Source organism: Caulobacter sp. GW821-FHT12F03 (assembly GCF_058806855.1).
On the sequence record NZ_JBXAQC010000001.1, the window covers coordinates 910,120 to 924,831 of the forward strand.

The window sequence follows — 14,712 nt, forward strand, 5'->3', positions numbered from 1 at the left end:
TCCTAAGCGCGTCAGCGGGCGATGGTATCCCTGGGCGCCGAAAAACGCAGCGGGAGCCTGCTCACCGCTTCAGGTAGCGGTCATACCATGCGAGGTTCCGCGCCAGCCGGTCCTCGCGGTAGCTGGGCACGGACAGGCCGTGGTTTTCACCGGGGTAGACGACCAGCCGGGTCTGGCGGCCCTGCGACTTCAACGCCTGGTACATCTGCTCGGCGCCGATGCAGGGGACGTTGGTGTCCGCGCCGGCGCACTGGAACATCACCGCCGCGGTGATCCGGTCGGCGTGCAGGAACGGATAGCTGAGCCTGGTCCAGGTCTCGGGGGTCTGCCAGGGCAGGCCCAGTTCCAGCTCGTATTCGCGCGCGTACATGTCGGCGCCGTAGCCGCCGAGGAAGTTGCTCATGCCCGCGCCGCTGATCCCCGCCTTGAACCGCGGGTCGCTGGCGACGACGTAGTTGGTCAGGATGCCGCCGTAGCTCCAGCCGCCGACGCCCAGACGGTCCGGATCGGCGATGCCCGCGCCGATCAGCCAGTCGACCCCCGCCTTCACGTCACGCACGTCGACATTGCCCCAGTCGGCGTAGATGGCCCGGGCGAAGTCGAACCCGCGCCCCGATGAGCCGCGCGGGTTGATCCCCAGCACGACGTAGCCGCGGGCGGCGTAGAGCTGCCAGTCGGCCATGAACTCGTGGCTGAACTGATAGACCGGCCCGCCGTGGAGCCGGACGATGACCGGGTAGCGCTTCGCGGGGTCATAGCGCGGCGGCAGGGTCAGCAGGCCGTGGATCTCGACGCCGTCGCTGGTGAAGCTCACGTCGCGGGTCGTGGCCAGCTTGCGGTCGGCCAGCCAGGCGTTGGCGCGGGTCAGGGCGCGGGCGCGCGCCTCGACCGTCCGCAGGGCCGGCGGATGGCCGCTGTCGCCGTCCAGCACGGCGAGCCGCCCGCCGGGCCCGATGGCGAAGTCGGTCGCGAACCGCGCGCCGCCGGTCAGGTAGCGGACCCTGCCGCTCGCCGGGTCGATGCGCGCCAGCCAGGTGTCCCGGTCCTGTTCGATCAACGCCAGCAGCGACCGGCCGTCCGCCGACCAGCGCGGCTGGTAAACCGAGCGGTCGATCCAGGCGACGGGCCGGGCCTGGCCGGTGGCGACGTCGCCGACGACCATCTGCTGCGGGGCGTAGTAGATCCACCGGTCCTCGGCCGACCTCAGCCAGACCAGCCGTTTCGAATCCGGCGACCAGTCGGGCCGCGACTCCCAGGTCGGGTCCATGTCCGAGCCGGCGAAGTCGCCCATCCGGCGCGGCGCGCCGCCGGTCGCCGGAACCACGAACACGTCGAAGTCGAGATTGCGGTCGGGATCGGGGCCGCGGCGCTTGGAGACGAAGGCGATGCTGCGGCCGTCCGGCGACCAGCTGGGCAGCCAGTGATCGTAGTCGCCTTGGGTCAGCGGCGTCGCCTTGCCGGTCTTCAGGTCGACGATCAGCAGCTGCTGGCGACGGGCGTCGAGATAGCCGCGGCCGTCTTCCTTGAACTGGAAGCGGTCGATGACCACCGGCGGGGTCGTGCCGGCGGCGTTGGCGGCTGGGCCGCCCGTCTCGGCCACCACCACGGCCTTCCGTCCGTCCGGCGACAGGGCGTAGTCGCTGATCCCGCCGGGAACCTTGCTGGCCTGTCGGGGATGGCCGCCCTTGCCGGCCATGCGCCAGAGCTGGACGTCGCTGTCGCCGTCGCCGTCCGACAGGAAGGCCAGCCAGCGACCGTCGGCGCTGAACGACGGGGCCCATTCGCTGGCCCTGGCGGTGCGGGTCAGTTGCCTTGCGCGGCCGGTGGTCCAGTCGACGCGCCAGAGGTCGCTGACCTGGCGGTCGGCCTCGAGATTGTCGGTGGTGACGCTGTAGACGAGGGCCGCGCCGTCGGGCGTGAACACCGGCTCGGCCACGTCGGCCAGGCGATGCAGATCGGCGAGGGCGAACGGGCCGCCGGTCGTGGCTACAGGCGCCTTCGTGGGCGTGGAGTTCTGCGTGACGCCCCAGACGATCAGGGCCACCCCGATCAGTCCGATGAGACCCATCGTCCAGCGCCGCATGCGAAATCCCCCCGCGAGCCGGCAGGGTGTCCCATTCCGGGTGGTCAGGCTAGGGGGCGATCAGGTCCGGGTGCGGTCCCAGACGCTGAATTCATAGGCGATGCAGCGGTCGACCAGCGTGCGCCAGACAGGCTCGGCGATGGCCTCCGACAGGCCGGCCTCGCGGGCGGCGGCCTTGACCTTGCTGACCACGTCCTCGATGCGCGCCACGTCGCGCACGACGCTGCGGTCCGGCTTGATGCGGGCGGCGGCGTCCATGTAGCCCTGCCGCTCGGCGAGCAGGGCGACCAGCGCCCGGTCGAGGGCGTCGACGCCCTGCCGGACCTCGATCATGGTGGTGCAATCAAGCGGCGCGATCCGCCCACCCTCGGCGAGGATGTCGGTCGCGTTCAATACATCTTTGGCCACGTCAGATACCGGCGCCGTTGTCCATGGTCTGGAGCGCCGCCTCATGGGCGGCGGCCTCCTGGGAGAGCCAGGAGACGAACGCCTTGACCTGCGGCAGCCGTCCCTTGGTCTTGGGATGGACGACGTAATAGGCGAAGTCCACGGCGGTGGCGATGGGAAACGGCGTGACCAGGCGTCCTGCGTCGAGGTCGGCCTGGGCCAGGGTGCGCTTGGCCAGGGCGACGCCCCGGCCGTTGACCGCCGCCTCGATGACCAGGCTCGACTGGTTGAAGCGCGGACCGCGCGTGCCGTCGACCGTCTTCACGCCGCGGGCGGCCAGCCACATGGCCCAGTCGGGACAGGAATCGTCGGCGTCGGGCGAGCCGTCGTGCAGCAGGATATGGCCGGTCAGCTCGGACGGATCGTTGAGCGGATTGGTCGCCAGCAGGGCCGGGCTGATCACCGGAATCACAGTTTCGCTGAGCAGGCGGGTGACTTCCAGGCCCGGATAGCGGCCGCCGCCGTAACGGATGGCCAGGTCCACCTCGCCGCTGGCGAAGTCGACCACCTCCATGCCGGCGCTGAGCCAGACGTCGACCTGCGGCTGGGCCTCCTCGAACTTGCCGAGCCGGGGCACGAGCCACTTGGCGGCGAAGGAGGGGGCGGCGGTCAGGGTCAGGCGGCGACCGTCGACGGCGGCGGTCAGCAGGCCGGCGGCCTCGGCCAGCCGGTCGAAGGCTTCGCGCAGGGCGGGCAGGGCGGTCTGGGCCGCGTCGGTCAGCAACAGACCCTTGGGCGTGCGCTTGAACAGGGCCGCCCCGACATAGTCCTCGAGGTTCTGGATCTGCTGGCTGACGGCGCCCGGCGTCACCGACAGTTCGTCGGCGGCGCGGCTGAAATTGAGGTGGCGCGCGGCGGCCTCGAAAGCCCTCAGGGCGTTCAGCGGCGGCAGCCGTCGGCGCTCGTTCGATCGTTCCATAGAAATCCTGAAGCCCCCGGCAGAACTCTTGGTTTGCGAAGTGGGCGCCTCGCTCCCAGTTTGCAACTGTCCGGCGGTGCATCGGCCCTTTTCGCCGCCGGACAAGTGGCGGGGCGGGCCTTCACGGTCCGCCCCGCTCCGATTTGTCAGGCTTATAGAGAAACTATCGCGAAATGTCCCGGGCCTCCCGCACATCCCGACCGCATGGACTGGTCGCCCTCGACGGCGCGACGACGCACGCCACGCCCGGCAAGGTCTGGCTGGTCGGCGCCGGTCCCGGCGATCCCGAGCTGCTGACGCTCAAGGCCGCGCGGTTGATCGCGGCGGCCGGGGTCATCGTCCATGACGGCCTGGTCTCCGCCGACATCCTCGCCATGGCCTCGCCGGGCGCCCGCCTGATCGACGTGGCCAAGCGCAAGAGCCGCCACACCCTGCCGCAGGACGACATCAACCGCCTGCTCGTGGCGTTCGCGCTTCAGGGACTCGATGTCGTCCGGCTGAAGGGCGGCGACCCGTTCATCTTCGGCCGCGGCGGCGAGGAACTCGAAGAGTGCCGCGCGGCGGGCGTCGCCTGCGAGGTCGTGCCCGGCGTGACCGCCGCCCTGGCCGCCTCGGCGAGCGCCGGCGCGCCGCTGACCCACCGGGGCCTGGCCCAGGCCGTGACCTTCGTCACCGGCCATGCCGCACACGGCGAGCCGGACCTCGACTGGGATCATCTGGCCCGGGCCAACCAGACCGTGGTCATCTACATGGGCCTCTCGACCGCCGGCCTGATCGCCGGGCGCCTGATGGCCGCCGGCCGCGACGCCGCGACGCCGGCCCTGATCGTCGTCAACGCCAGCCGCGCCGACGAGGCCCGCTATCCGACGACGCTCGGCGCGCTCGCCGGCGCGGCGGAAGGGCTTTCCGGGCCTGCGCTGCTGATTGTCGGCGAGGCGATGGCGCTGGCTGTTTCGCAAGGCCTCCCTGCGTCCTTCGAGACGCTGACTTCGTCAGCTCCTCAGGATGACGCGCAGGGGGGGCTGCACACTGTTCGTCATGGTGAGGAGCGAGCCCTCAGGCGAGCGTCTCGAACCACGCAAGGCGTCCAATGAAAGCTCTCACCGCAAACCGCCTGATCGATGGCGAGGTCGTGTTCTGGCTGGACGGCCAGTGGGTCGAGCGGTTCGCCGACGCGCAGCGGTTCGCCGATGACGACGCCGCCGGCCCGGCCGCGGTTGACGCCGCGCTCGCCCAGTCCACGGTCGTGGTCGAACCCTATCTGATCGACGTCGTCGAGGCGCCGGGCGGTTGGGCCCCCGTCAGCTATCGCGAGCGCCTGCGCGCGCTCGGCCCCACCAATGAACCCACGCACGGCAAGCAGGCCGAGGGCGGCGCCGGCATCGAGGCGATCCTCGCGGCCACGGGCGCGGCCCGCTCGACCGGCCGTGTCGACCTGATCCGCAGGAAGTAGTCCCGCATGTATCGCTACGACGCCATCGACAAGGAATTCCTCGCCGACCGGGCCGCCGAGTTCCGCGGCCAGGTCGCGCGCCGGCTTTCCGGCGAGATCACCGAGGACCAGTTCAAGCCGCTGCGGCTGATGAACGGCCTGTACCTGCAGCTGCACGCCTACATGCTGCGGATCGCCATTCCTTACGGCTCGCTCGACAGCCGGCAGATGCGCCGGATGGCCCACATCGCCCGCGTCTACGACAAGGGCTACGGCCACTTCACCACGCGCCAGAACCTGCAGCTGCACTGGATCAAGCTCGGCCAGGTGCCGGACATCCTCGACCTGCTGGCCGAGGTCGACCTGCACGCCATCCAGACCAGCGGCAACTGCATCCGCAACGTCACGGCCGACCCCTACGCCGGGGCCACGGCCGAGGAGATCGACGACCCGCGCGTCTGGTCGGAGGTCATCCGCCAGTGGTCGACGCTGCATCCCGAGTTCAGCTACCTGCCGCGCAAGTTCAAGTTCGCGGTCACGGCGGCGGCCAAGGACCGGACCGCGGCGCGGGTGCACGACATCGGCCTGGTGCTGCGCCGGGCGCGCGACGGATCGCTGGGCTTCGAGGTGATCGTCGGCGGCGGGCAGGGGCGCACCCCCTACGTAGGCCCGACCATCCGCGAGCACCTGCCGGTCGACAGCCTGCTGAGCTACCTGCAGGCCATCCTGCGCGTCTACAACCGCCACGGCCGGCGGGACAACAAGTACAAGGCGCGGATCAAGATCCTCGTCGCCTCGCTGGGCGCGGAGGAGTTCGCCCGCCAGGTCGAGGAGGAGTGGGGCAAGATCGACTCGCCCCGGGCCGACCTGCCCGACACCGAGCTGGCCCGCATCCGCGGCGCCTTCACGCCGCTGGCCTTCGAGGCCCTGCCGGCGCGGTCGGACGCCTTCGAGGCGGCCAGGGCCGCCAGCCCGGCGCTGGCGCGGTTCGCCCGCAACAACGTCAAGCCGCACAAGAAGCCCGGCTACGGCATCGTCGAGATCTCGCTGAAAGCCCACGGGGCGACGCCGGGCGACGCCTCGGCCGACCAGATGGACCTCGTGGCCGACCTGGCCGAGCGCTACAGCCTCGACGACATCCGCGTGACGCACGAGCAGAACCTGGTCCTGCCGCACGTCAAGCTGGACGACCTGCCGGCGGTGCACGCGGCCCTGGCCGCGGCCGGTCTGGCCACGCCGAACATCGGCCTGATCAGCGACATCATCGCCTGCCCGGGCCTCGACTACTGCGCCCTGGCCAACGCCCGGGCCATCCCGATCGCCCAGGCCATCGCCCAGCGGTTCGAGGACGCCGACCGGGCCGAGCTGATCGGCGAGCTGAAGATCAAGATCAGCGGCTGCATCAACGCCTGCGGCCACCATCATGTCGGCAACATCGGCATCCTCGGCGTCGACAAGAAGGGCGAGGAATTCTACCAGCTCAGCCTCGGCGGCTCGGGCCAGGAAGACGCCTCGCTGGCCCAGATCCTCGGCCCCGGCATGTCGGCCGAGCGCGTGCCGGACGCCATCGAGACCCTCGTCGACACCTATCTGTCCGTCCGTCAGGGCGAGGAGCGGTTCCTCGACACCGTGCGTCGCGTGGGCATGGCCCCGTTCAAGGAGGCCGTCTATGCCGACGCTCATTAAGCTCTCCGACGGCCGCTACGCCGCCGCCGAGGACAGCTTCACCACCGTGGCCGACGAGGACGCGATCCCCGAGGGGCCGGTGATCCTGTCCCTGACCCGCTTCCAGGCCGAGGGCGACGCGCTGCTGTCGGCCGGCCGGCCGGTGGGCGTGCGCGTCCTGCCCGACGAGGCGGTCGAGGACCTAGCCTATGACCTGCCGCGGCTCGCCGTGGTCGCGCTGGCCTTCCCGAAATACGCCGACGGCCGGGCCTACAGCTCCGCCGCCCTGCTGCGCCAGCGCTTCGGCTACGCGGGGGAGGTGAGGGCCGTGGGCGATGTCCTGCGCGAGCAGGCCTTCAACATGGTCCGCTGCGGCTTTGACGCCTTCGTCCCGGCCGACGGCGCGACGGCCGACGACTGGGCCGCCGCAGCCGGCCGCTACCGTCATGTCTACCAGCGCGCGGTCGACAGCCGCCCGCCGGTCTTCGAGGAGCGTGGCTGATGCCCTTCGATCAACTCGAGCGGTCACCGACCCTGGCCGCCCGGCTGGACGCCGAGTTGCGCGCGGCCCACCCGCGCACCGTCATCGAGTCGGCCTTGGAGACGTTCGGGCCGAAGCTGGCCCTGGTCTCGTCCTTCGGCGCGGAGTCGGCCGTCCTGCTGCATCTCGCCAGCCAGGTCAGCAAGGACATCCCGGTGCTGTTCCTCGACACCGGCATGCTGTTCGGCCAGACGCTCGACTACCGCAAGCAGCTGGCCGCCCGGCTGGGCCTGACCGACGTGCGCGACCTGCGTCCGCGCTTCGCCGACATCGCCGTGCACGACCCCAAGGCCGACCTGTGGAAGACCGACACGGACGCCTGCTGCGAGATCCGCAAGGTGATCCCGCTCGACAAGGCGCTGGAGGGCTTCGACGCCTGGATCACGGGCCGCAAGCGCTTCCATGGCGGCGACCGTCTGCGGCTGTCGGTGGTCGAGGAGACCGACCGCCAGATCAAGTTCAACCCCCTGGCCAACTGGGGCAAGGAAGACCTCGACGCCTATGTCGCCGAGTATGACCTGCCGGCCCATCCGCTGGTCGCCCAGGGCTTCCCGTCGATCGGCTGCTGGCCCTGCACCAAGCCCGTCGAGGAGGGCCAGGACGTGCGCGCCGGTCGCTGGGCGGGCCAGGACAAGACCGAGTGCGGCATCCACGTCGCCCGCGCCCCGTCACCGCCGAACGTCGGCGGGGATATCTAGCGCAGGCGAGCCAGAGGCTAATCAGGGGACAGCTTACCTATTTCTCCCCCCCCCGGCGTGGCCCGGCGCGCAGGGCGTGAAATAGGTACGCTGTCCCCTGATTAGCTGCCCAAGTCGAAAATTTCCGGCCCGCGGGAGCCGCCCGCGGAAAGGCTTCGAACCTTGCGCATGAATTCGTTCGACTCCGGCACGGCGAAGTGCGCCTCCAGCGCCGCGCGGTCGGCCCAGCGCTCGAAGAAGAACAGCTTCAGGCCGTTCTCGCTGTCGATGTACAGGTCATGGCTGAGGCAGCCCGGCTCGGCGCGCGAACGCCGGCTGTGGTCCTGGCCGAGGGCGATGAGGTCGGAAAGGGTCTCGGGCCTGGCGAGGATCCAGCCCGTGACGACGATCATGTCAGCGCGAGGCGACGCGGCGTTCGGTGCGCGGGCAGCCCTCGAAGGTGCCGACCCGGGTTACCGTGACCGTACGCATGTTCAGCTTCATCAGCGGCCCCATCGAGCCCTTGCCGGATCCGGTGAACAGGTCGATGCGATTGCCCTTGATCGAGCCGCCGATGTCGGAAGCGTACCAGTAGCCGTCGTGGATCGAGCCGTCCGGCATCGGCATGCCGACCGTTTCCTTGATGAACAGGATGGTGCGGCGGGGGATCATCGCGCGGTCGACGGCCGCCGTGCGCATGGCCACCGTCGGGCAGCCCAGCGAGTCGCGGCCGCCCACGCCCGGCGCGCCGCCATGGTAGAGACTGGCCTTGAGCACCCAGTCCGGGGCCTGGACCGGCATGGCCGGGGCGGAGTCCTGGAGTGCGGTCTGGATCAGGTCTGCGATCGGATCGACCGCGGACTGCGCAAACGCCGGCGGGGTGAACATACCCACGAACAGCGCGGCGAGGCATGGCAGGATGCGTTTCAAACGCGCCCCCCTGTTTGTTTCTCGGAGGGGCTGTCTATCCGCCATCGGCGCGCGTAACAACCCGTGTCGATCAACCAGCAGGAGAATGACGTCATGCTGACGGTGTACGGCGACGGCAAATCGGGCAACTGCCTGAAGGTCAAATGGACGGCCGAAAAGCTCGCGATTCCATATCGTTGGCGCGAGCTGGACGTGTTGCGCGCGGAGACCCGCACCCCCGATTTCCTGGCCCTCAATCCCGCCGGCCAGGTGCCGCTTGTGATCCTGCCGGACGGCCGGGCGCTGGCCCAGTCAAACGCCATCATCATCCATCTGGCCGAGGGATCGGACCTGATTCCCGCCGACGCCTATGACCGGGCCAAGATGTTCGAATGGCTGTTCTGGGAGCAGTACAGCCACGAGCCCTATGTCGCCGTGGCCCGCTTCCAGATGGCCTATCTGGGCACGCCGCGCGAGGCGCTGGACCCGAAACTGGTCGAGCGGGGCCGGGCGGCCCTGCGCCGGCTGGAGGACGGGCTGGAGGAGACCCAGTTTCTCGTCGGCGACAGCGTCAGCCTCGCCGACGTCTCCCTGGTCGCCTATACCCGGGTGGCGCATGAGGGCGGGTTCGACCTCGCGGATTTTCCGCGGGTGATCGCCTGGGTGGCGCGCGTTGAGGCCGCCCTGGGGATCGTCTAGGTATTGGTCTCGCTGTCCTGAGGAATGTTCATGCGTCTGGTCGCCCGCTTCGCCGCCGTCGCCGCTGTCGCGGCGGTCTGTCTGACCCCGGTGGTCGCCCTGTCGTGGGGCAACACCGGCCACCGCATCGTCGGGACGCTGGCGATTGAAGGCCTGCCGGCGGAGGTGCCCGGCTTCCTGCGCGGCAAACAGGCCATCGCCGACATGGGCGAGCTGGCCCGGGAGCCTGACCGCTCGAAGGGCTCGGGCAAGATCCACGACAGCAACCGCGACCCGGCCCACTACATCGACCTGGGCGACACCGGGAAGGTCATGGACGGCCCGGCCTTCGCCGACATGCCGCCGACCCGCGCCGAGTACGAGACCAGCCTGCGGGCCTTCAACACCGACACCTGGAAGGCCGGCTATCTGCAGTACTCGATCGTCGACGCCTGGCAGCAGCTGGTGAAGGACTTCGCCTACTGGCGCGTGGACCTCGCCGCCGAGAAGCGGGCCAAGGGCGAGCGCAAGGCCTGGTACAAGCGCGACCGTCAGCGCCGCGAGGCCCTGCTGATGGCCAATCTGGCCAACCTCGGCCACTACGTCGGCGACGGCAGCCAGCCGCTGCACACCAGCTATCACCACAACGGCTGGGGCGACTATCCCAACCCCGAGGGCTTCACCAACGATCGCGTCCACGTGCCGTGGGAAGGGACCTATGTGAAGGGCGTCGTCACGCCGGCCGCCGCGCGCGCCGCCATGCCCGCCTTCAACGACTGCGGCTGCCCGATCGAGAAGCGTGTCGTCGCCTATCTGACCCACACCAACAGCTACGTGGTCCCGTTCTACCGCCTGTGGAAGGACGGCGGCTTCCAGCCCGGCGACGCGCGCGGCGCGGCCTTCGCGACCGAGCGGGTGGCGGCCGGCGCGGCGGAGCTGCGGGACATGATCGTGCTGGCCTGGCGGGCCAGCGCCAGCGCCAAGGTCGGCTGGCCGGAGGTCAGCGTCGCCGACGTCGAGTCGGGCAAGGTCGATCCGTGGGAAGCGCTCGTGGGCAAGGATTGATGCCGCAGTTCGGCGCGGCCGAACCCGGACGGTCCTACCGGGACCGGCCGGCCGCCTTCGGCATCGCCGGGCGGGACGGACTGATCGCGGTGGTCCGGGTGCGCCCGGCCGCCGGCGGCGACTGGCTGGATCTGCCGGGAGGGGCCGTCGATCCCGGCGAGGACGAACTGCAGGCCGTCGTGCGCGAGTTCGGCGAGGAGACCGGCCTGGTCATCCGCCCCGGTCGCCGTATCGTCGGGGTGGCGCAGTATTTCGTGCTGTCCGACGGCGAGCCGGTGAACAACCTCTGCGGCGTCTATGCGGTGACGGTCACGGGCGAGGATGCAGCGCTGAAGATCGAGGACGACCACACGCTGCTGTGGATCACTCCGGACGAGGACGTGCGACGGCTGCGCCACGACGCCCACAGCTGGGCGGTGGCGAAATGGCTACGGGACAAGGGCTGACATGACCTCTTTCTACGATCGCTACATCATGCCGCGGCTGATCGGCTGCGCCTGCGCTAGCAAGCCGATCATGAAGCAGCGGGTGAAAGTCGTGCCGAAGGCCGCGGGCAAGGTGCTGGAGCTGGGCATCGGCGGCGGGCTGAACCTGCAGTTCTACGATCCCGCGAAGGTCGAGAGCGTGTCGGGCGTGGATCCGTCCGACGAACTGCGCGCCTTCGCCCTGGCGGCCGAGCGGCCGGCGGGCCTGAAGGTCGACATCCAGAAGGGCGCGGCCGAGGCCCTGCCGTTCGAGGCCGGCAGCTTCGACTGCGTGGTCTGCACCTTCACCCTCTGTTCGGTGCAGTCGCCGTCGGCGGCGCTGGCCGAGGCCAAACGCGTGCTGAAGCCGGGCGGACGGTTCCTGTTCTGCGAGCACGGCCTGGCCCCGGACGCCGGGGTTTCGAAGTGGCAGCGCCGGCTCGAACCGGCCTGGAAGGCCATCGCCGGCGGCTGCCACCTGACCCGGCCGATCACCAGCTCGGTGCTCGGGGCCGGCTTCAGCGTGGCCCAGGTCGAGCGGATGTACCTGCCCGGCACGCCGCGCGCGCTGGGCTGGAGCGAATGGGGCGAGGCCGTCGCGGCCTAGGCCCCGAAGCGCCACTCCCGGATCCTCCCCCCTGGGCGAGGTGAATCGGCGAAGCCGAGGCGGAGGGGGGCGGCGCTGGTTGAGTGCCCGCGCGGGCGGCTTGAACCAGCGACCACTGATCGCCTGCACCCAATCTGCATCGTCGGTTGACGCTGCGCGGCGCGGTCCCTCAAATGGGTCGGTCCGCTTGGGGGACTGCCGAACAGCGCTGCGGGGGCATGGACGACGACGCCGCCTTCATCGAGCATTGCCGGGCCGCCGTCGAACGCCGCCTCGCGGAACTGACTCCGGAACGCCCGGGGCGGACGCGGCGGCTGGTCGAGGCGGCGCGCTACGCCCTGCTGGCGCCGGGCAAGCGCTTCCGGCCGATGCTGACCCTGCTGGCGGCGCGCGAATTCGGCGCCGATCCGGCGACGGCGATGGACGCGGCCTGCGCCTTCGAGATGGTTCATACGGCCTCGCTGATCCTCGACGACCTGCCCTGCATGGACGACGCGACCCTCCGCCGGGGACGGACCACGACCCACCGGGAGTTCGACGAGGCGACCGCCATCCTCGCTTCGGTCGGGCTGCTCAACCGTGCGCAGGGCGTGATCGCCGGGGATCCGGGCCTGCCGGTCGCCATCCGCGCCGAGCTGGCGCGGCGGCTGTCCGACGCCGTCGGGTTCGAGGGGCTGGTCGGCGGCCAGGCCATGGATCTCGATGACCGGGCGCGCGAGCGGACGGCTGCCGAGCTGGACCTGCTCAATCACCGCAAGACCGGCGTGCTGATCGTCGCGGCGGCCGAAGCGGGCGCGCTGATCGCCGGCGCCGCGCCGGAGGCTGTGCGGCAGGTCGGCGTCTTCGCCCACCACCTGGGCCTGGCCTTCCAGATCCAGGATGACCTGATCGACGTGCTGGGCGGCGCCGAGGCCGGCAAGGATCTCGGCAAGGACGCGCAGATGACCACCCTGGTCTCGGTGCTCGGCGTCGAGGGGGCCCACGCGGCGATCGTCGATCATCTGGCCCGGGCCGAGGCGGCGCTGGTCGCCGCCGGCGCGCGCCAGCGCCTGCTGGCGCCCTATGTGATGAGGCTGTTCGAGGCCCGGAAGGCCGCCGCGTGAACGACCGCCCGATTCTCAACGTCTGGGGGGCCGAGCACGGCTACGGGACCCGCAAGGTGCTGCGCGGGGTGGACCTGGCCGTGCGGCCGGGCGAGATCTACGCTTTGCTCGGCCCGAACGGCGCCGGCAAGTCGACGCTGGTCGGGGCCATCTGCGGCCGGTTCAAGCTGAAGGCCGGCGAGGTGGCGCTGGACGGCGACAACCCCTTCACCACCCCCGTGGCGCGCAAGCGGCTCGGCCTCGTGCCGCAGGACATCGCCCTCTACGGCCACATGACCGTGCGCGAGAACCTCGAGGTGTTCGGCCGCCTGTCGGGCGTGCGCCGCGCCGACATCCGCGCCGTCGTCGCGCGGGCCATGGACCTTACCCGCACGGCCGACCGCGAGCATGTGCCGGTGCGCCAGCTGTCGGGCGGCTACCGCCGGCGGGTCAACATCGCCGCCGCCATCCTGCACGGCCCGAAGCTGCTGATCCTCGACGAGCCGACGGTCGGGGTGGACATCGACGCCCGCGAGGCGCTCGACGCGGTGATCCGCAATCTGCGGGACACGGGCGTGGCGGTGCTGATCGTGACCCACGACCTCGACCAGGCCGGGGCGCTGGCCGACCGGGTCGGCTTCCTGCGCGACGGCCGCAAGGTGCTCGAAGGCGCGCCGCGCGCCCTGATCGAACAGGCCTTCGGTCAGGAGATGGAAATCCTCGTCCACCTGGACATGGAGCCCGGCGTCGACGGCGAGAGCATTCTCGCCGGCGAGGGGCTCGAGCGGCGCAAGGGCAATCTCTGGGCCCGCATCGACGCCGGCGGCTACAACGCCGCCGCCCAGCTGGACCGCCGCCTGCGCAGTCTGGGCATGGCGCCGCGCGAGATCCGCGTGCGGCCCCCGTCACTGCAGAACCTGTTCAGCCTGGTGGCGGACTGGAGGTCGGCCGCATGATCCTCGCCATGTTCCGCGTCATGGCGCTGTCGCTGTGGCGGGACCGGGGCGCGCTGGTAATGACCTTCCTGTTGCCGCCGCTGGTGTTCCTGATCTTCTCGGCGGTGTTCGCCGGGGCCACCGGCGAGGACGTGAAGCTCAAGCTGGCCGTCGCCGACGACGCCCGCACGCCCGCCTCGCGCCGGCTGGCCGACGCGCTGTTGAAGAGCCCGGACCTGCGGGCCGAGCGCGCGGCGCCGGACACGGGCGCGACCGTGCGGGCGCTGGTCAAGGCCGGCAAGGCCGACGCCGGGGTCATCCTGCGCGCCGATCCGTCCGCGCCGGACGCGCCGATCGTCATCGTCTCGGACCCCAGCCGCGCGGTCGCCGCGCCGCTGACCATGGCCCGGGTGCAGCAGGTGCTGGCTACGGCGCTGCCCGACGTGATGCTGGGCCGGACCCTCGTCGACGTCGCCCCGGCCGTGGGCGGCTTCACGCCCGGGCAGATCGCCGTTGCCTCGGCCGCCGAGGCGCACCTGGCGAAGGACGGCGCCGCTACCGCCGGACCCGGCCTGTTCCAGCGCGAGGCGATTACCGGCGCGAAGAAGGGCGGCGGGACCATCGCCTACTACGCCGGGGCCGTGAGCATCCTGTTCGCGCTGTTCTCGGCCATGACCGGGGCGCTGTCGCTGATCGACGAGCGGCGCTCGGGCGTGGCCGACCGCATCCTCGCGGGCGCCCGCGGCATGGGCCCCGTGGTGACTGGCAAGTTCGTCTTCCTGATCGGCCAGGGCGTGGTCCAGGCCAGCATGATCTTCGCCACCGCCCAGCTGGTCTATGGCGTGCCGGTGCTGCAGCACTTCGGGCCCTGGCTGGTCACGACCCTCGCGGCGTCCCTCTGCGCGGCCGGGCTGGCGCTCGGCATCGTCGCCTTCTGCCGCACGCGCGACCAGGCGCAGATGCTGTCGACCTTCATCATCCTGATCCTCGCGGCGATCGGCGGCAGCATGGTGCCGCGCTTCCTGATGCCGCCCTGGCTGCAGCTGGCCGGCTGGGCCACGCCGCACGCCTGGACGATCGAGGCCTACCAGGCGATCCTGTGGCGCGACGCGGGCCTTCTGGCGGTGTATCCTGCCTGGGCCGTGCTGACCGCGGCGGGCCTGGTCGGCCTGCTGCTGGCCCACACGGCGACGCGCCTCGTCCGCTGA

General features: G+C 70.9%; 17 protein-coding genes. 12 read left to right on the plus strand and 5 right to left on the minus strand.

Features of this window, described 5'->3' with window-relative positions; genetic code table 11:
- Nucleotides 1–61 precede the first annotated feature (61 nt).
- The 3 genes from AC1RN0_RS04455 to gcvA form a co-directional block, all read right to left on the minus strand.
- On the minus strand, nucleotides 62–2,083 hold the full coding sequence (locus AC1RN0_RS04455; protein ID WP_492786222.1) for a S9 family peptidase: 2,022 nt from the start codon (nucleotides 2,081–2,083) through the stop codon (nucleotides 62–64).
- 60 nt (nucleotides 2,084–2,143) lie between these two features.
- A complete protein-coding gene (locus AC1RN0_RS04460; protein WP_492786418.1) occupies nucleotides 2,144–2,416 on the minus strand; it encodes a chorismate mutase in 273 nt (90 codons plus the stop codon).
- A 76-nt stretch (nucleotides 2,417–2,492) separates the two neighbouring features.
- Complete coding sequence (gcvA, locus tag AC1RN0_RS04465) at nucleotides 2,493–3,449, minus strand: transcriptional regulator GcvA (protein WP_492786223.1); 957 nt, start codon at nucleotides 3,447–3,449, stop codon at nucleotides 2,493–2,495.
- A 173-nt stretch (nucleotides 3,450–3,622) separates the two neighbouring features.
- Between gcvA and cobA the strand changes: the two genes are divergently transcribed.
- The 5 genes from cobA to AC1RN0_RS04490 are packed head-to-tail and all read left to right on the plus strand — an operon-like array spanning nucleotide 3,623 to nucleotide 7,785.
- Nucleotides 3,623–4,543, plus strand: a complete 921-nt coding sequence (gene cobA, locus AC1RN0_RS04470) for a uroporphyrinogen-III C-methyltransferase (protein WP_492786224.1) — start codon at nucleotides 3,623–3,625, stop codon at nucleotides 4,541–4,543.
- Nucleotides 4,540–4,902 carry a DUF2849 domain-containing protein gene (locus AC1RN0_RS04475; protein ID WP_492786225.1) on the plus strand — a complete coding sequence of 121 codons (363 nt, stop codon included), beginning with the start codon at nucleotides 4,540–4,542 and terminating at the stop codon, nucleotides 4,900–4,902. The genes cobA and AC1RN0_RS04475 overlap by 4 nt, the downstream gene beginning before the upstream one ends.
- 6 nt (nucleotides 4,903–4,908) lie before the next feature.
- Nucleotides 4,909–6,567 (plus strand): nitrite/sulfite reductase, encoded by a 1,659-nt coding sequence (locus AC1RN0_RS04480; RefSeq protein WP_492786226.1) that lies wholly within the window; start codon nucleotides 4,909–4,911, stop codon nucleotides 6,565–6,567.
- The gene (locus AC1RN0_RS04485; protein ID WP_492786227.1) at nucleotides 6,551–7,048 is read left to right on the plus strand and encodes a DUF934 domain-containing protein; all 498 of its coding nucleotides are present in this window, start codon (nucleotides 6,551–6,553) and stop codon (nucleotides 7,046–7,048) included. The genes AC1RN0_RS04480 and AC1RN0_RS04485 overlap by 17 nt, the downstream gene beginning before the upstream one ends.
- The gene (locus AC1RN0_RS04490; protein WP_492786228.1) at nucleotides 7,048–7,785 is read left to right on the plus strand and encodes a phosphoadenylyl-sulfate reductase; all 738 of its coding nucleotides are present in this window, start codon (nucleotides 7,048–7,050) and stop codon (nucleotides 7,783–7,785) included. The genes AC1RN0_RS04485 and AC1RN0_RS04490 overlap by 1 nt, the downstream gene beginning before the upstream one ends.
- A 101-nt stretch (nucleotides 7,786–7,886) precedes the next feature.
- Here the strand turns inward: AC1RN0_RS04490 and AC1RN0_RS04495 are convergent, their stop codons facing one another.
- Complete coding sequence (locus AC1RN0_RS04495; protein ID WP_492786229.1) at nucleotides 7,887–8,177, minus strand: putative quinol monooxygenase; 291 nt, start codon at nucleotides 8,175–8,177, stop codon at nucleotides 7,887–7,889.
- Nucleotide 8,178: 1 nt separating this feature from the next.
- Entirely contained in the window at nucleotides 8,179–8,694 is a 516-nt protein-coding gene (locus AC1RN0_RS04500; protein ID WP_492786230.1) for a 3D domain-containing protein, read from the minus strand.
- A 93-nt stretch (nucleotides 8,695–8,787) separates the two neighbouring features.
- Between AC1RN0_RS04500 and AC1RN0_RS04505 the strand changes: the two genes are divergently transcribed.
- From AC1RN0_RS04505 to AC1RN0_RS04535, 7 genes are all read left to right on the plus strand, one after another.
- The gene (locus tag AC1RN0_RS04505) at nucleotides 8,788–9,372 is read left to right on the plus strand and encodes a glutathione S-transferase family protein (RefSeq protein ID WP_492786231.1); all 585 of its coding nucleotides are present in this window, start codon (nucleotides 8,788–8,790) and stop codon (nucleotides 9,370–9,372) included.
- A 30-nt stretch (nucleotides 9,373–9,402) separates the two neighbouring features.
- The gene (locus AC1RN0_RS04510) at nucleotides 9,403–10,416 is read left to right on the plus strand and encodes a phospholipase C/P1 nuclease family protein (RefSeq protein WP_492786232.1); all 1,014 of its coding nucleotides are present in this window, start codon (nucleotides 9,403–9,405) and stop codon (nucleotides 10,414–10,416) included.
- Nucleotides 10,416–10,862 (plus strand): NUDIX domain-containing protein, encoded by a 447-nt coding sequence (locus AC1RN0_RS04515; RefSeq protein ID WP_492786233.1) that lies wholly within the window; start codon nucleotides 10,416–10,418, stop codon nucleotides 10,860–10,862. Before AC1RN0_RS04510 ends, AC1RN0_RS04515 begins: the two co-directional genes overlap by 1 nt.
- Nucleotide 10,863: 1 nt before the next feature.
- The gene (locus AC1RN0_RS04520) at nucleotides 10,864–11,487 is read left to right on the plus strand and encodes a class I SAM-dependent methyltransferase (protein WP_492786234.1); all 624 of its coding nucleotides are present in this window, start codon (nucleotides 10,864–10,866) and stop codon (nucleotides 11,485–11,487) included.
- Between the two features lie 218 nt (nucleotides 11,488–11,705).
- Nucleotides 11,706–12,590: a polyprenyl synthetase family protein gene (locus tag AC1RN0_RS04525; protein ID WP_492786235.1), complete on the plus strand. Its 885-nt coding sequence runs from the start codon at nucleotides 11,706–11,708 to the stop codon at nucleotides 12,588–12,590.
- Entirely contained in the window at nucleotides 12,587–13,525 is a 939-nt protein-coding gene (locus AC1RN0_RS04530; RefSeq protein WP_492786236.1) for an ABC transporter ATP-binding protein, read from the plus strand. Before AC1RN0_RS04525 ends, AC1RN0_RS04530 begins: the two co-directional genes overlap by 4 nt.
- Nucleotides 13,522–14,712 carry an ABC transporter permease gene (locus tag AC1RN0_RS04535; RefSeq protein WP_492786237.1) on the plus strand — a complete coding sequence of 397 codons (1,191 nt, stop codon included), beginning with the start codon at nucleotides 13,522–13,524 and terminating at the stop codon, nucleotides 14,710–14,712. Before AC1RN0_RS04530 ends, AC1RN0_RS04535 begins: the two co-directional genes overlap by 4 nt.

What these genes read in the sequence shown, in the direction of transcription:
- AC1RN0_RS04455 (WP_492786222.1), bottom strand. Translation starts at nt 2,083, where the DNA reads ATGCGGCGCTGGACGATGGGTCTCATCGGACTGATCGGGGTGGCCCTG.
- AC1RN0_RS04460 (WP_492786418.1), bottom strand. Translation starts at nt 2,416, where the DNA reads ATGATCGAGGTCCGGCAGGGCGTCGACGCCCTCGACCGGGCGCTGGTC.
- gcvA (WP_492786223.1), bottom strand. Translation starts at nt 3,449, where the DNA reads ATGGAACGATCGAACGAGCGCCGACGGCTGCCGCCGCTGAACGCCCTG.
- cobA (WP_492786224.1), top strand. Translation starts at nt 3,623, where the DNA reads ATGTCCCGGGCCTCCCGCACATCCCGACCGCATGGACTGGTCGCCCTC.
- AC1RN0_RS04475 (WP_492786225.1), top strand. Translation starts at nt 4,540, where the DNA reads ATGAAAGCTCTCACCGCAAACCGCCTGATCGATGGCGAGGTCGTGTTC.
- AC1RN0_RS04480 (WP_492786226.1), top strand. Translation starts at nt 4,909, where the DNA reads ATGTATCGCTACGACGCCATCGACAAGGAATTCCTCGCCGACCGGGCC.
- AC1RN0_RS04485 (WP_492786227.1), top strand. Translation starts at nt 6,551, where the DNA reads ATGCCGACGCTCATTAAGCTCTCCGACGGCCGCTACGCCGCCGCCGAG.
- AC1RN0_RS04490 (WP_492786228.1), top strand. Translation starts at nt 7,048, where the DNA reads ATGCCCTTCGATCAACTCGAGCGGTCACCGACCCTGGCCGCCCGGCTG.
- AC1RN0_RS04495 (WP_492786229.1), bottom strand. Translation starts at nt 8,177, where the DNA reads ATGATCGTCGTCACGGGCTGGATCCTCGCCAGGCCCGAGACCCTTTCC.
- AC1RN0_RS04505 (WP_492786231.1), top strand. Translation starts at nt 8,788, where the DNA reads ATGCTGACGGTGTACGGCGACGGCAAATCGGGCAACTGCCTGAAGGTC.
- AC1RN0_RS04510 (WP_492786232.1), top strand. Translation starts at nt 9,403, where the DNA reads ATGCGTCTGGTCGCCCGCTTCGCCGCCGTCGCCGCTGTCGCGGCGGTC.
- AC1RN0_RS04515 (WP_492786233.1), top strand. Translation starts at nt 10,416, where the DNA reads ATGCCGCAGTTCGGCGCGGCCGAACCCGGACGGTCCTACCGGGACCGG.
- AC1RN0_RS04520 (WP_492786234.1), top strand. Translation starts at nt 10,864, where the DNA reads ATGACCTCTTTCTACGATCGCTACATCATGCCGCGGCTGATCGGCTGC.
- AC1RN0_RS04525 (WP_492786235.1), top strand. Translation starts at nt 11,706, where the DNA reads ATGGACGACGACGCCGCCTTCATCGAGCATTGCCGGGCCGCCGTCGAA.
- AC1RN0_RS04535 (WP_492786237.1), top strand. Translation starts at nt 13,522, where the DNA reads ATGATCCTCGCCATGTTCCGCGTCATGGCGCTGTCGCTGTGGCGGGAC.